We start from the raw sequence: 16,213 nt of genomic DNA, 5'->3' as shown, positions 1-16,213 counted from the left end.
GCCAATGCGGTCTTGTTGATGGATAAATTTATCTACTACCTGAAGCAACACCGCTTATATACCCGCCCACTTGGAATTATTTGAGTCTCTAAAAATGAGGGGATCTCTGAGGTATCTACCCTCGCATCAACACTGGGCCCAAACTCTGTACTGGCATGCCTAACCTTGCTTGGCGGTGTAGCATTACTCATACCAGCCATAGAACCATGATCCATACCAGCCATGGAGCTATGATCCATCGTTGGCATTGCCCCCGATGCCATGCCAGGCATTGAGCCATGATCCATACCTGCCATAGAGCTATGATCCATCGCTGGCATTGCCCCCGATGCCATGCCAGGCATTGAGCCATGATCCATACCTGCCATAGAGCTATGATCCATCGCTGGCATTGCACCTGATGCCATACCAGGCATTGAGCCATGATCCATACCTGCCATGGAGCCGTGATCCATTCCGTCCATGGAGCCCATCATATCTTCCATTGAAAGAGGCTCAGGTTTGTCTACAGTAGGAATCGGAGCTGAAAGGCCAATCGCCGTCGACAACGTACCTCGGGCAAAACCAGTACGATCCATCGACTGTGCGAAAATCGTATGGGCGTTATCGATGGGTTGAACAATGACATCGTAAGTTTCACCAGGGCCGAAACGAAACTCATCTACGTCTATAGGTTCAATATCAACACCATCGGTTTGTACAACCGTCATTTTTATGCCTGGAATTCTGACATCGTAAAAAGACCCTCCAGCACCATTTATAAATCTAAGTCTGATCTTCTCACCTTTATTGAAGACACCAGTCCAATTTCCATTAGGGGTTGTTCCGTTCATTAAATAGGTTAAAGTTGCAGAGGATAAGTCAGCCAAATCTGTAGAATTCATTCTCATTTCATTCCACATCTGGCGTTTGGTGAAGGCAACCTTTAATCCACTGTTGCTGACATCGTTAATGAAGTCGATAGCTGTAGGCTGATTAAAATTATAGTAATCACTTTGCGATTTCAATTTTGATAAAATTCGCATCGGGTGCTCATCTGTCCAGTCTGACAAGAGAACAACATAATCTCTATCGGCTGATATAATCTCGCCTTCTTTTGGCTCTATAATTAAAGCGCCATACATTCCCGTCTGTTCTTGAGAACCAGAGTGAGAGTGATACCAATATGTACCGGACTGTTCCAACGTGAATTTATATGTGAATGTCTCTCCTGGTTTAATACCATTGAAACTAATACCAGGTACGCCATCCATTTCAAATGGGAGTATTATACCATGCCAATGAATAGAGGTAGGCTCACTGAGCTTATTGGTAACACGAAGAGTAACCTCATCGCCTTCCTTTAAGCGTAATGTCGGTGCAGGTATGGAGCGATTGACAACCGTGGCAATTCTTGTACTTCCAGTAAAGTTGACAACAACTTCTTCAACTACCAGATCGATTACTGTTCCACTTAAAACTGAGCTGTAAACCTTTTGCGGCAGTTCTTCTTTAGCGTTAATTGACATAGGAATCGATGCCACAACTCCGCCAGCAGCAATCCCTTTAACAAACTTTCTTCTTGAGATAGAAGGATTAAATCCATTTTTACTATGAACATCATTCATAAGCGCCTCCATTTCATCACAGCTGTGATGTGTGATGATGCTCATTATAGAAATCAATGTACAATTACAATACTGTCATTTTTCTCAATGCGTAGAAAAAAATGCGCCAAACTTACGTTAAGCGCATGATTTTATTTGCTTTATCTGTTTCGCCCACTACCCATTCCATGCTGAAGTGCAATCACATGGACATCACCGTTGTAGCTGACTTTGACTGTGTTGATACTTTTGCCCATGGGGAGTTGCAGTTGCTTTGTCTTCCCAGGAGTAGCCATTACAGTACCCAGTTTAGTGTCATCCAGGGTAGATACACTCACAGTGTCGGTACTAAGTGCGTTGGCACTCCAATCCATATATATAATGTTGTGCCCAGCACGAACGTTATAAGGCACCGGAGCCTGAGCAAAAGCGGAGAAGCTTCCGACGACCAGCGTACATGCCATTAATGCACCAATTTTAATATTCATAAACCACCTCATTTAATTATGACTCAAGTTACGTGACTAACTATAAACTCTGAGTCATTACATGAAGCTGTCACAAAAATTACAAATTAGTAATAAACCTATTGAAGAGCGCTTGGGGAAAGCTGGATGACTGGATCAGGACATACCCTATTTTTGGCCTGCTCAGATAGAGATTCGGTTCATGCAGCACTCTTCGCGGAGAAATATGATGATCTCTTCCAGCACTTCGTATTGAGAGACGCACAGTAGGGTACGACTTTCCCGATTCTGCTTGACCAGGCCAACCGAGACCAGCGCGGCAATGTGGTGGCTTAGGGTCGATGCGGGAATGGCGAGCTGCTTTTGCAAGTCTCCAACAGGCAGGCCCTGCTCTCCCGCTTTGACCAGATGCTTGAAAATGAACAAACGAGTCGGATGACCCAGCTCTTTCAATGCCTTAGCCACTTCTTCCAATTGCATAGCGCACTCCTCTCGATGACGAATATTTCGATAATACCAGAAATATCTGACCACCCAAAAGTTTCGATTATTTTAGAAATATGGTAAATAAAGGAGGATATGAAGATGAAAGATTGGTTAACCATGCTGACAGATGCAACTCAGATGTTTTTGTTCTTGGCCTTAGAGCTTTCTGTGCTGTTTCTGGTGATTAGTGCAGGGGTCAGCTTGATCCGCCAGAAGATACCCGACTCCAAGATCCAAGCCATGCTGGGGGCACGAAAAGGCAGAGGCTATTTGATTTCTGCGGTACTGGGGGCATTGACTCCTTTTTGCAGTTGCTCAACCATCCCCATGCTGCGTGGGCTCTTGTCTGCCAAAGCCGGTTTTGGGCCAACCCTGACCTTCCTGTTTGTCTCGCCGCTGCTCAACCCGATCATCGTAGGTTTGATGTGGGCCACCTTCGGCTGGAAAGTGACGATGTTGTATGCCTTGATTGCAGCGGGAGTTTCCGTACTGGCGAGTATGTTGTTGGACATGCTGGGGTTTGAGCGTCATATCATTGACTCCAAAGAGGCCAGCTGTGGCACAGGTTGTGGCGCCACAGCAAGTGAACCTGCCAGTGTTAATGCAACCACTTGCTGCTCAAGCAACGCTATCAAGTCAGTCAAACCGCTAAAGGCTCAAGTATCCTGCTGTACCTCACTGCCTGAGGCTGCGTCAACCATCTCTTGTTGCGCAGATGGCACTGCGGCACGGACTCAGGATCCAGTCATTCCTACGGCCTTCGCCAAAGCGCGTATCGATGCCTGGCAACAATTCAAAGAGGTGCTGCCTTACTTGTTGCTGGGGGTATTGATAGGGTCATTTATCTACGGTTTCATTCCTGCCGAGTGGATAGCGGCCCACGCAGGGGCTGACAACCCGCTGGCGATCCCCTTCAGTGCAATTGTGGGTATTCCGCTCTATATCCGGGCAGAAGCCGTTATCCCTCTGGCATCTGTATTGCTGGGAAAAGGGATGAGCATGCTACCGTTATCAGCCCGTGCTGGCTGATGAAAACCAGGAGATTGCCGACTGGCTGCTGCGCCTCACCGCCAACCAGCGCAACTGGGGTTTCGGACTGTGCTTCCTGTACCTGCGTAACGTCAAAGGCTTTGGCTGGAACCACAAGCGGGTCTACCGGATCTATCGGGCGCTAGAGCTCAATCTGCGGATAAAACCCAAGAAGCGGCTAGTGCGGGCCAAGCCGGAGCCGTTGGCAGTCCCTGACCAACCGAATCACTGCTGGTCGATGGACTTTATGCATGACCAGCTCAGCGATGGTCGTTCGGTGCGGTTGTTTAATGTGATCGATGACTTCAATCGCGAAGCACTGTGCATCGAGGTGGATTTTTCCTTGCCTGCCTCGCGAGTCAAACGGGTGCTGGAGCAGGTCATCGAGTGGCGGGGCAAACCAGCCGCAATCCGCTGTGATAATGGTCCGGAATACATCAGCGAAGAGCTCAAGCAATGGGCGCAGCAGAAGAGGATTGCGCTGAGGTATATCCAGCCAGGCAACCCGCAGCAGAATGCCTACATAGAGCGATTTAACCGCACTGTGCGTTACGACTGGTTGGGCCATTACCTGTTTGAGTCACTGAATGAGTTACAGGAATTTGCCACGAACTGGCTGTGGGTTTATAACCATGAGCGGCCCAATATGGCGCTGGGCGGCTACACGCCGAAACAGCGCTTGGCACAGGCCGCATGACCTCTACTTTTGAGTGCTCCAAAAAATGGGGGGATTACCATATGACCACTCCCCAGGCGAGCTAATTGGGCCCTAGGGAAAGTGCGAACAAGTATCCCACGAACAAAAAATGAAAATTTTAGTCATTTAATATCAATGGGTTACCAGTAAATGCTCTCGTGCCATATGACTTATTCGCATCTTCCCTAGCTCCTACGACCAAGCATCACGTTTTGGTTTTGTTCGTAAAAAACAACACCATCAAGTTATGGTTGATCAACTTTGGCACACATCCGGAGGCTATCTTACTTATATTGGTGAGTGGCACACCCATCCTGAATCGAATCCTTTGCCCTCTGCCACTGACGTATCTAGTTGGCGTAAAGGCTTACCTAAAAACAGTGCATCCATAGTAGCGATCATTGGTCAAAAGACTGACTGGTGGGGCTACTGTGAGAATGGTCACTGTGAAGCATTGAAGAAAATATATTAATTTGAAAGATGCAGCGATACCGGAAATTTAATGTCATAAATATTAAGATGCATCAGGGGATGGGTAACTTTAGCCATTCCCCATATTTACCTTGCCATGCACAGCTCAAAAGATGTTGGAAGCAGCTATAGGGTAGATTCATATGCCATATGGTTAGCATCATGGTGTAAATATATGGTATTGCTTGTCTTATCAGGATAACTTAGTAAGTTGACATATCAACCATTGGTAATGGTCAAAATCTTTTCAACCAACTGACACAATAATTACTGGATTTTTGGAACCCAACATTCAAATTTTTCAATCGCTGCACACATTTCATCAGTTATAGATTGTTCCTTTAAAGCTTTTATCCTTTTATTGAGATATAAATCATCAGAAATGCTTAGATCAGTGCCATTAACTAAGTCTAACATTTTAATCATCGTGCCATCTTTATCTATACACTCAAAATTATTGACAAATTTGTTGTAAGCTAGGAATGCTTCCTCGTTCTCCTGCTGATGATGCATGTCAAAACCGAAATCAGCGATATACTTATTGTCAATGACAATACCGTCAGTACTCATCCCACCAAATAACTCAACCTGAATGTAGAAACAGCTAGTAACAGAATGTACTTTTACGGATTTAACAGTTTTATATATTGTATCTCTGACCTCATTTCTTATATCTGTCTGATTGTAGTCAATGAAGCTTGGAGGTATAAGCATATATATATCTGGATTGATAGAGATCTCTTCATGACTTCTTTCAATGATCAACTCTTCATTTAACTTTTTGCGCTCCCTAGATAGGCTATTTAATCGTTCAGTAAACAAAATATGTATATCACCCTCTGTGGCAGCCTCAATAGATTGAAACGTACTCTTTATTTTTGAACTTATCGCATCTATTTTATTCTTTAGTAAAGCAACCTTATTCTCATTTTCATTTTTTTTGGGCTGAAGGATGACACTGCCAATCAGCAACATGAGTGCGTACTCAAAATATCGGTTATCAAATGTTGCAGCTGTGCAGCTTTTCACCGATGTGTCTGATCTGCCGCTACATTTATAACGAAGCTTTTCATCCTTTTTTCCCGCCTTACTGCGGTAGACCTGTAGTGAACTGCCACAATCCCCGCAAGTGGCGATACGCATTCCCGTAATGATGCCCGCAGCGCTTTTCAGCTTACTAGTAAATTGCTTTTTTTCACTACGCACATGCCTAGCTTGTGCGAATTCAGCCTCGGTGCAAGCCTGGGGGTAATAGTTTTCCAATAGATGCTCACGACCATCAATATGAATTATTTTTTCACCTAAGACTGCCCGATCACTGATAACCTTTTTAATAAGGTTTATCCCCCACCCTTCCTTATTAGAATTTTGAGCTATTGTAGGGGGAGTATAGTTTTCATCTAAATATTTTTTTATTGTTATATGCCCCTTCCCCTCACGAATCATCGAAATGATTTCTCTAATCACTGGGAAATAATATGGATGAGGGCGAACAAATCCGGTTGTAGTATCAACCCAAAATTTGTTCTTTCCGAAACCATTAATCGCTGCCGGATAACCATCCGTATCGCGAACACCATCTAGGTGCCGCTTTAAAGCAACACGTGCAGCACCAGTAACTCGAGCAGAAAGCTTATTTGTATAATCATTACTACTTTCAAGTTTGACAAGTGCGAAAATGGCAGATGCCAAATTATCTTTTTGATATACTGCCCCATCAATCCAGGTATAAACAAAAACATTAGCAGCAAGTACACATGTTAAATACTCACTTGCTCTTGTTAACGCTAGGCGAGAGAAACGATCTATATTTTCCATGGCCAATACAGAGCCGGTGGCGATTTGACCTGAACGGCATAGTTCAATAAAATCGCCAAGACGTCCATGTTCAATATTTTCCCCTTTACTGGCTGACATGCCGTTATCTGACATATGAACAACAGGCATACTACTATATTTTGCCTTTGTTGCTTCAACCAATGCACCTTCAGTCTGACGTTGCACGCCAGTTTTATTACCAGCGGCTTGTTTTTCAGTACTTACACGACTATACAAATATAGTGTTGGTGCAGATGACATTAAATTCATAACATCTCCAAAAAATCGACTCTATGACGAAGATCTATATGCTAGATAAATCACTATATTTGTAAGCTATCTGTACGATTAGATTAATAAACAGATATATGGCATCCAATAAAAATGAAGAACCACACCGATGATTTATATCACAGGGTGATCTCAGTCGGTTCTATTTTAATTTTGATGTTTTGAGGTGCTTAATGAAATCTGCTGGGCGAACACCGCACAGATTCGCAATATGCTGTTTTGATTTTGCGTGCTGCTTCGCCCTAATGGGGTGCATATCATCGCCGATCATGATATTGCGACAGCAGGGCTGCCACTCCTTGTTGCTCAATTGAAAGACATCCTTTGTATAGTGACCGTCAGGCATATCCAGACCAGCCCGCCGTCTACGATACAATAATTCAGCTCTTTTCATTTTCTCACTATCAACACTGCCACCGGATCTCTTCATATAGCCCTCGCCGATCTTTTGGTGGAAGATTATATCCGAAAACACTAGATATCAACCCCCGCTGGCAAATATTTTCATCACCAGAATGGAATTATCAATAATCTCTAATATTTATTTTTACTTATATTTTTCAGGCTTGAAGTGGGGAGGGGCTGATAAAGCCATGCGGTGTTAACGCTGACAACCTAGCGCCCCCCCCCAGAAGTGTCACTGGTTATTTTGCAACATTTCACAAACATATTGACAGAAGGTTTTTTTCAGTTTTACGCAAAAAAAACATTGCACAACTTCATTTTTCATGATAATTTAATGTTGTATTTTTTATCAAAAAAATACGCCATAGATGCCTTGTTTTTCACTTTCTTTATAAAGACTTTCTTCTTTTAACACCTTAAAACCTCACATCTTTAAATATCTGGCTCCCCTTCGCGCTGAAACGAAGTGAAAGCGCGGAATAGATATATATATGTTTGAGAACAAAAAAAAGATTTTATATTTAAATTTTTAAATAAAACAAATTGTTTCTAAATCATTAAATTTGTAACGCCTTGGTTGCCACTTTCACCACCCTAGTGAGGTTAGCTGCATCTAGCCATCATAGTGTCAGTATCGTGCCGTCATTGCTCCTTTCCCAGGCGTTGTTTCCCAAATCGATGCAGCTTGAGGAACTAACTGAGGACTTGGTGATCTGATCACCACCATCCTCTTCAAGTCTGCATCATGGGCACGTCGCTTCACTCCTTGGCAGCGGCGAAGGCATCGGCAACCCTTGCATCCAACTTATGACGGACCAGGGTCCGGGCCGAGACAGTTTCTTACCTAGCACACCATGCATAGAATCCGCTACGTGCCACACCCAGGACGCGAGTCATTGCAGCCACCTGAAATTGTCCGATATGCTCGGCGAGTTGGCGTTTAAGTCTTACATTTTCATCCGCTAGTTGTTGCTCTCGCTCACCCGTATTCATGACCTGCCGAGCCTTGATGCGCCAGGCATAGAGCTGTGCCTCTTTAAGCCCAAGTTGTGCTGCGGCTTTGCTCATCCCGACACTTTCGGCCAGGGCCAAGGCTTCATCCTTGTACGGTTGAGAGTAACGGGCTAGGGTCTTTTTATGTTCAGTTGTTGTTTTGCTCATGCTCCATCTCTGTCAGTGATTTTACTCACTTAACGAGGTGTCTATCGAGTGTGGGCAAGATCAGGGTTTGCGACGTGTACTTTCTCGTTGGTGGTCATATGGTGACTCCAGATAACACGGTAGGGGTACCGTTTTGTTATCCGGTTTGAAGGGCCTTGTTGCTCAAATCGGGGAACTATCTGTCATCTCGGTGATCTGATCCTGTAGCGCAGTCTCCGAGAGCATCAGATGGGCAAGTCCAAGCACAAGATCAGCAACTGGCAGCAGTACAACCAAGCCTTGGTGCAACGCGGTTCGTTGACCATCTGGATGGACGAACAAGCCATTAAGCAGTGGCATTGCCTGGTCCACCATGGCCGCCGAGGGAGAGGTTTCCACTACAGTGACACCGCCATTGAGACGGCCTTGATGCTAAAAGGCTTGTTCAAGTTGCCGCTGCGGGCGCTAGAAGGCTTCATTAACTCGTTGTTCCAACTGATGGCGGTGCCTTTGCAGTCGCCGGACTATAGCTGTATCAGCAAGCGCGCCAAGACCGTCGACATCAAGTACCGCGTCCCCAGCCAAGGCCCGGTGGCTCACTTGGTCATTGATGCCACCGGCCTCAAGGTCTATGGCGAAGGCGAATGGAAAATTCGCAAACACGGCAAGGAGAAGCGACGAGTGTGGCGCAAGCTCCACCTGGCGGTGGATGCCACAACCCATGCGGTCATCGCCGCAGAAGTCAGCCTGGAGACGGTGGCGGATAACGAGGTGTTACCGACGTTGCTCAACCCCTTGTGACGCAAGATAAAACAGGTCAGCGCCGATGGTGCGTATGACACCAAGGCCTGTCATGCGCTACTGAAGAAGAAGGGGGCGAAAGCCACCATACCGCCGAGAAAAAATGCGGCACCGTGGGAGGAAGGCCATCCCCGCAACGAGGCGGTGACGGCGCTCAAGGCCGGTGAACTGAAGCAATGGAAGAAAGACTCCGGCTATCACCAGCGCTCGATAGCCGAGACCGCCATGTACCGGTTCAAGCAACTCATCGGGCCAACGCTGAGCCTGCGGAACTACAACGCCCAGGTGGGCGAAATCCTGGCTGGCGTGAAGGTGATGAACAAGCTGATAGGGCTTGGTATGCCTGTTCGCCAGCCAGTGAATTGAGTGGTATCAACGGGTTGGGGAACGGCCATCCAGCGACGGATTTGATCAACAACGCCGGTTTGAAGCCGTATGACCACTCCCTTTTGTGGGCAACTGTCAGGTGAATACCATCTCCATACACGTAAGAAATCACTAATCTTTCCTCACAGAGTGAACATCTTCAGGTGATAGAACCTTTACTCGTGTATACGTGAACTTTATCATTAGGCACATCACACTTTAAGGCAGCTATTTAATTTAGTGATTTTACTTAGCTTAAGCATTACTGTTTGGAGAGAATAAATGGCAAGGAAAAGGCGGACATCAAAGAAACTTGGAGATTTTTATCTAATTATACTTGCCATCGTCATCTTTATTACTATCAAGATAATTGAAGCTATTAAAGCGGTTCCTTGGCAATTTTGGGTGGGTGCATTCTGCGTTTTATTTCTTTTTTTCACATACCGTTACAAAAAAACCACCGACAACACACAAAAGCCAACAGTTACAGCCACCCCTCATCCAACTAAGCACACTTCACCAGTGCATCGAGAGCCGCCGAGGGCAGCTTTCGCGCCATCACCGGCCCCCAGTCCTTCGAATGCTATAGCCAACGTGGATACAAAGATGCAACCAGAGGCGTCACCGCACCAGCAACCAAATCCAGACACTGAAGATCTGATCAAGATATCGGCCTCTGACCTCATGATTTCTGGTGTATCAACCCCTTTTGAGCCCACGACCTTGGATGCAAACTCTTTTGCCAACACAAAGCCAGATCCAGCTATTGATGCGCCGCCAGCCTCCCTTGATTTTGATGACGATGTTTTTACTGTTTTGTCCCTGACAAATAACGATACGGAACTACCCGCGCCCGAGTTCAGCATATCTTTTTCATTCGGAGAACACAGCCCATCCGTTGTGCCTTCTGAGCAAAACGTACTCTTCACCCCTTCTGAGCTAATGCCTGCGGGGCCCAGCATGGTTGGCCGCTGGATGTCCCCAGGTGAAGATATCACTCTTGCCGGTCTCAAAATTAGTGGCGGCATGTTCTATGTCGGTAGCACAAGGCTGGACGGAGGACTCTTTGAGGAGCCATCCCTCATCGATCCACAAGCTCTTGTCACCATCAAAGATGCGCCCTCAGATCTTCATTTGCATGGATACTATCCGAGCTATAAAAATCTCACTGCCGATGCCAAGAAAAGATATTTGCAATGGATGGCGAATGGGCGCAAAGACCCAGACGTCGCAATTGGGTTTGTTTTCATTTTTTTCTATGGACTTGAGCGCCGTTATTTTATTGATGCCAAGAGTGATGAATTAGCCAAAAGAGAGATGCCATATATTCTCGCCGAAGTAGCCAGATTGGTAAGCATCTATTCGGCGCACCCCTCTTTCGCAAGATACGCCACCAATTTTCTCGAATATGGGATGGCGAAGAACATCAACAAAGAATATTACCTTTTCCCCGCTCAAGAGGCCGACCTGCTCAGCTACCACGTCCCAATTTCGTTGAAAATCTGCCTCGGGCAGCTGGTCAGAGACGGTAAGCCGGTTCCTGCCGATTGGGCTTTGCTCTGGGCGACCTGTAACGCAACAATCTCCTTACGGACCCCTGCACAGCGCTGCTTTGATATCTTCAAGGTTATGTTCATCGACACCTATAAACGCGAGTATGGCGATGGCATCAAACTGAAAGAGCTCAAATCTCGTGTCGAGGTTTCCTATGCACCGTCTTCTTATGCCGTCAGCCAATTCATTGAGCGCTGCGTCACCAATCTATCTGATGTCTCCTTCTCACAGCCATACATCAAAAAGCTGAGTAAGGTTGTTGACCTTTGCACCTCCTTACTTGAACCATATAGCCGGTATCTAGGGAGAAATGTTGGGTCAGAAAACACCCTGGAAGCGTTGCTTCATCTGCCATATCAGTATTGGCCAATGGCCATGAAGCAACCTTTCGTGTCGCTGGGAGAGGTTGTTGGTGTTGATGCAATGCTTCTGCCTTGGTCTGACCTTGCAGCGCGTATCAACATCAACAGCACAGGAGGCCTCAATAAAGCGCAGTATGAAGGCTTGGCTAACATCTTAGCTCGCCATCATATGAGCATTGAGCCCAACCCAGAGAGAAGCAATAAGCGCCCGAAGGGAGAAGAACCTGTTGTCATCTATCCGATAAATCCGCAAGAGACACTGAACAAAAATCAGAGCAGTGTGGATACTGTGTCCGCATTTGTAGATCTGGCCTGTGTTGTCCTGAATACCGACGAAGATAAATCGGAAGTCACGATCGCTTTCCTCAAGGAGCAGATCGGTTCAATGACCTTCCTGACCCACTCTCAATCAGTTCGACTGGTCGCAAAAGCGCTGCTGGGCACTCAAGCCTCCCCTACCCTGTCGATCGTAAAGAAAACCATCGATGGCCTCGATGATGAGCAAAAGGCTTTAGTCGGCAAGCTGCTCGTCACCTTTGTGAAAGCTGACAACTCGATCACCCCAGCCAAAGTGAAGGTACTGGAGCAGCTGTATAAGCTGATCTCTTTGGATGTGAAACAGGTCTACTCAGACCTCCATTCAAATGAGGCCAGGATCGTATCAACGAGCGAATCTGGCAGCGTGACCAAGGCTACTGGCAGTGCCTCCAGTTTGGATATGGCTCGGGTGGCACAGCTCAAACAAGAGACCTCTCAAGTCACTGCAATGCTCGCATCCGTGTTTACAGAGAATGATGGTGAACATGATGATATCCACCAGCCACAACAGGCCAAGACCGAAGCGTCATCAGATCAAGCGGACGAGCCGACAACCCTTGGGGACACTCGTTCTCTATTTGGCCTTGATGATGATCTAAGTCAATTCCTCAGGGCTCTGCTTGCCCGTCCGGAATGGGCTCGTGATGATTTGTCTGCACTTGCCAACACCATGGGCCTGATGCTCGATGGTGCACTTGAACAAATTAACGAAGTCATGCTCGATCACTTTGATGAAATGCTGATCGAGGGTGATGACACCATTGAATTGAACACTGACCTTCTGGAGCAAATTCCTCATGAGTAAAATCAGGCCAAAAGAGCGTGACGCCGTCATTCAATCCTTAAGAGCGGGTGTCGTGCCCAAGGTGGGTCAGCATCTCATCCAAGTTGGCCGCAAAAACGAAATTGACGCCTTCATGGCAGACATCAATCGCGTTGCCGATACAGGTTCATCATTCAGGATCGTTGTCGGGGAGTATGGTGCCGGTAAAACCTTCCTTCTCAACCTTGTGCGAGCAATCGCGCTTGAGAAGCAGCTTGTTACCGTTCACGCCGATCTCAATCCCGATCGCCGACTGCATGCCAGCGGCGGCCAAGCGCGGTCCCTCTATTCTGAGCTCGCCAAGAATATGTCCACCCGCACGAAACCTGATGGCGGTGCACTTGCTGGTGTAGTGGAGAAGTTCATCGCTCAAGCGAAAAATGAAGCCAAGGCAAATGGCTCACAACCTGAAGCGGTCATCCGGAAGAAGCTGGAAGATCTCGCCGAGATGGTCAATGGCTATGACTTTGCCGAGGTGATCGCCGCCTACTGCAAAGGGTTCGAAGATGGAAATGACCAACTGAAGCATGACGCCATCAGATGGCTTCGGGGCGAATTCTCAACCAAGACCGATGCCCGCATGGCGCTGGGTGTCCGGACCATCGTTGATGATGCCACCATGTATGATCAGCTTAAGCTGATGGCCCGTTTCGTTCAGCTGGCAGGCTATTCAGGCTTGCTGGTATGCCTTGATGAGATGGTGAACCTCTATAAGCTTGCCAACACCCAAGCTCGCAACTCCAACTACGAACAAATTCTGCGGATCCTCAATGACTCCTTGCAAGGGACGTCGGTCGGGCTCGGGTTCATCCTTGGCGGCACTCCCGAGTTTTTGATGGACACCCGACGCGGCCTCTTCAGCTATTCAGCCCTGCAATCCCGTTTGGCCGAGAACAGCTTTGCTCAGGATGGGCTGGTGGATTACTCAGGGCCAGTACTGCGCCTCTCAAGCCTGACCCCTGAGGATTTCTACGTTCTCCTTGAGAAGTTGCGGCATGTCTATGCCTGTGGTGATGAAACCCGTTACACATTGCCAGACGAAGCGTTACCGGCATTTATGGCCCATTGTGAGAGCCGGTTGGGGGAAAGCTATTTCAGAACCCCAAGAACGACGATCACCGCCTTTGTGAACCTGCTGGCCGTCCTGGAGCAGAACCCTGATACAAACTGGAAAGAGCTCATTGGCTTTACTGACATCAAATCTGATCAGGGAGCGGAGTTAGAACTGGCAGTGGAGCCCGATGATGAATTCACCTCGTTCCAGCTCTGACTCCCGACATTTTGAACGGCTGGATGAGCGGATCCGGCGCTGGGTGTGGCAAAAGGGGTGGACCTCTCTTCGTGATGCGCAAGAGCGGGCGATACCGGCCTTATTGGGGGCAGATACAGACGTGATCATCGCTGCTGCCACCGCTGCGGGTAAAACTGAAGCGGCCTTCTTGCCGATATTCACGGTGCTACTGAACAGCCCCGAGCCCGCTACGGTTCTATACATCAGTCCTCTCAAAGCGCTGATCAATGATCAATGGGGACGGCTCAACGAGCTCTGTGACTCATTAGAGATCCCCGTTACTGGCTGGCATGGTGATATCGCCTACAGCAAGAAGCAGAAATTCTTGAAGCACCCCAACGGGGTGTTGTTGATCACCCCTGAATCCCTGGAAGCCCTCTTTGTTAATCGGGGGCCATCCATCCCAGGGATGATGGCTAACATCAAGTACATCGTGATTGATGAGCTGCATGCCTTCATCGGCTTTGAGCGAGGAAAACAGATCCAATCCCTGATGCATCGTGTTGAGCTGGCCATCGGTCGTCAGGTCCCCCGCGTTGGGCTCTCTGCTACTCTCGGGGATATGTCGCTCGCGGCAAAATTCTTGCGCCCTTCCCTACCTGATAGCGTCCAGCTCATCGAGTCAAAGGATGGGGGCCAGGAGCTAAAGGTCCTCATCAAAGGCTATATCGAAGGTAAAACGGAACCAGACGAAGAACGAGATGAAGACGACCCGACTTCTCCCTATGTGGCCATCGGCAACGACTTGTATCGAGCACTGAGGGGATCAAACAACCTGGTGTTTCCCAACTCCAGATCGAACGTTGAAAAGTACACAGACCGTTTACGTCGTCTTTGTGAACAAGACAGGGTCCCAAACCAGTTTTGGGCGCACCACGGGAGTTTGTCGAAAACATATCGTGAAGAAACCGAACAAGCATTGAAGTCGGGTGACGTGCCAGCGACAGCGATTTGCACCAGTTCGTTGGAGCTCGGGATCGACATTGGCTCCGTTAAAAGCATTTGCCAGATCGGTCGCCCCCCTGCCGTATCTTCATTGCGGCAACGTCTGGGTAGATCCGGACGCCGTAAGGGAGAATCCGCCATCCTTCGCGGCTACATCATCGAGCGTGAGCTCTCCCCCAAGACAAGCATCTCGGATTCATTACGTGAGGACCTGATCCAGACTATCGCTATGGTCAGGCTACTGATCAGCGGTTGGTTTGAGCCTCCGCTTGCTGGTGGCTTGCACGCCTCAACTCTGGTTCAACAGATCCTTTCTGTTATCAGTGAGCGCGGCGGCATCATGGCCAGAGACCTTTGGCATAGCCTGCTCTCCCCTGGTGCACCTTTTGAGGGGTTCACACCTGATGACTTCATCGGTCTTCTCAAGCAGATGGGCAGCTTGAAATTGATACAACAGGACTCATCAGGTTTGCTGCTGCATGGGGAGGTTGGCGAAAAACTCGTGAACAATCACGAATTCTTCGCATCATTTGTCAGTGATGAAGAATACAGGCTGATCTGCGCCTCTACTCAGGTTGGTTTGCTCCCAATCAGCAGGCCACTGATCACCGGCCAAAAGATCATTTTTGCCGGTCGCCGCTGGCAAGTTCTCGAAGTGAATGAAGAAAAGAAATTTATACTGGTGGCCCCCTCAAAAGGAGGGACTCCTCCTGTCTTTGATAACTGCTTGGCCACTGTTAACGAAAGAGTCAGGGGTGAAATGCGCAATGTGCTTACTGGTGGCTTTGACGTTCCATTTCTTGATGCCAAAGCAAAAGAGCTACTGGCCGAAGCAAGAGAAAACTTTAAACGCTATGATCTTGACTCGACTACATTGATTGAAGTGGGCAGTAATGCCGTGCTGCTATTCCCGTGGTCCAGTGATATTGCACATGATGCGTTTGTTCTGTTGATGCAAAAAAATGATATTGATGCTGTTAATGAAGGCGTTTACATCTTAATTAATTGCACCAAAGAAAAAATGCTGAATGTTATGGCCAGCATTAATGACTCACATATACTATCGACAGATCTACTGGACGGAGTCCAAAACTTAAATAGAGAAAAGTGGGATTGGGCACTTCCTGATAGGCTTTTGCGTAAATCATTCTCCTCACTTCGGTTAGATCTGGAAGGTGCATTAGGAATCTGTAAAAAAGTCATACTCATGTATGGAAAATAATCTATCATGTTTTAAACAATACGGACATATATTACTGAAATAGTGTACAAAACTCCGACTAGACAGATAGCTGGAACACATGCACCACGACTAGTGGTGCAATATAGGCCCACTTACCTTTGCTACTGAGCTGGCTAGCTG

9 protein-coding genes and 4 pseudogenes are annotated in these 16,213 nt (G+C 47.4%); 7 read left to right on the top strand and 6 right to left on the bottom strand.

Annotation, left to right across the window (positions count from 1 at the left end; all coding sequences use genetic code 11):
- Positions 1-113 precede the first annotated feature (113 nt).
- The 3 genes and pseudogenes from ACB039_RS07015 to ACB039_RS07005 form a co-directional block, all read right to left on the bottom strand.
- Positions 114-1,607, bottom strand: a pseudogene (locus ACB039_RS07015) (copper resistance system multicopper oxidase); the annotation flags it as partial.
- Between the two features lie 140 nt (positions 1,608-1,747).
- Positions 1,748-2,074, bottom strand: a complete 327-nt coding sequence (locus tag ACB039_RS07010; protein ID WP_017778717.1) for a hypothetical protein — start codon at positions 2,072-2,074, stop codon at positions 1,748-1,750.
- Positions 2,075-2,236: 162 nt separating this feature from the next.
- Positions 2,237-2,533, bottom strand: coding sequence for a helix-turn-helix transcriptional regulator (locus tag ACB039_RS07005; protein WP_021140725.1), 297 nt, complete (start codon positions 2,531-2,533; stop codon positions 2,237-2,239).
- Between the two features lie 105 nt (positions 2,534-2,638).
- Here ACB039_RS07005 and ACB039_RS07000 point away from each other — a divergent pair, with 105 nt between their 5' ends.
- The 3 genes and pseudogenes from ACB039_RS07000 to ACB039_RS06990 all read left to right on the top strand — a co-directional run bounded on the left by ACB039_RS07000 (position 2,639) and on the right by ACB039_RS06990 (position 4,737).
- Positions 2,639-3,568, top strand: coding sequence for a permease (locus ACB039_RS07000; protein WP_232105242.1), 930 nt, complete (start codon positions 2,639-2,641; stop codon positions 3,566-3,568).
- A pseudogene (locus ACB039_RS06995) lies at positions 3,540-4,265 on the top strand (IS3-like element ISAs22 family transposase); the annotation flags it as partial. The gene ACB039_RS07000 and the pseudogene ACB039_RS06995, both read left to right, overlap by 29 nt.
- 247 nt (positions 4,266-4,512) lie before the next feature.
- Positions 4,513-4,737: a Mov34/MPN/PAD-1 family protein gene (locus ACB039_RS06990; protein ID WP_190283675.1), complete on the top strand. Its 225-nt coding sequence runs from the start codon at positions 4,513-4,515 to the stop codon at positions 4,735-4,737.
- Positions 4,738-5,003: 266 nt separating this feature from the next.
- Here ACB039_RS06990 and ACB039_RS06985 read toward each other — a convergent pair whose 3' ends face one another.
- From ACB039_RS06985 to ACB039_RS06975, 3 genes and pseudogenes are all read right to left on the bottom strand, one after another.
- Complete coding sequence (locus ACB039_RS06985) at positions 5,004-6,824, bottom strand: recombinase family protein (protein WP_371165372.1); 1,821 nt, start codon at positions 6,822-6,824, stop codon at positions 5,004-5,006.
- A 163-nt stretch (positions 6,825-6,987) separates the two neighbouring features.
- A complete protein-coding gene (locus ACB039_RS06980) occupies positions 6,988-7,275 on the bottom strand; it encodes a hypothetical protein (protein ID WP_190283677.1) in 288 nt (95 codons plus the stop codon).
- Positions 7,276-8,099: 824 nt separating this feature from the next.
- Positions 8,100-8,411 (bottom strand): annotated as a pseudogene (locus ACB039_RS06975) (transposase); the annotation flags it as partial.
- Between the two features lie 228 nt (positions 8,412-8,639).
- Here ACB039_RS06975 and ACB039_RS06970 point away from each other — a divergent pair.
- The 4 genes and pseudogenes from ACB039_RS06970 to ACB039_RS06955 all read left to right on the top strand — a co-directional run bounded on the left by ACB039_RS06970 (position 8,640) and on the right by ACB039_RS06955 (position 16,072).
- Positions 8,640-9,557: pseudogene (locus ACB039_RS06970) on the top strand (IS5 family transposase).
- Between the two features lie 282 nt (positions 9,558-9,839).
- Positions 9,840-12,596 (top strand): TerB N-terminal domain-containing protein, encoded by a 2,757-nt coding sequence (locus ACB039_RS06965; RefSeq protein ID WP_371165371.1) that lies wholly within the window; start codon positions 9,840-9,842, stop codon positions 12,594-12,596.
- The gene (locus tag ACB039_RS06960; protein WP_190283681.1) at positions 12,589-13,884 is read left to right on the top strand and encodes an ATP-binding protein; all 1,296 of its coding nucleotides are present in this window, start codon (positions 12,589-12,591) and stop codon (positions 13,882-13,884) included. Before ACB039_RS06965 ends, ACB039_RS06960 begins: the two co-directional genes overlap by 8 nt.
- Complete coding sequence (locus ACB039_RS06955; protein ID WP_190283682.1) at positions 13,859-16,072, top strand: DEAD/DEAH box helicase; 2,214 nt, start codon at positions 13,859-13,861, stop codon at positions 16,070-16,072. Before ACB039_RS06960 ends, ACB039_RS06955 begins: the two co-directional genes overlap by 26 nt.
- Positions 16,073-16,213 lie beyond the last annotated feature (141 nt).

The organism is Aeromonas sp. S2(2024) (assembly GCF_041402505.1).
Classification (GTDB): Bacteria; Pseudomonadota; Gammaproteobacteria; order Enterobacterales; family Aeromonadaceae; genus Aeromonas; species Aeromonas media.
This window is presented reverse-complemented; position numbering and strand designations above follow the sequence as displayed.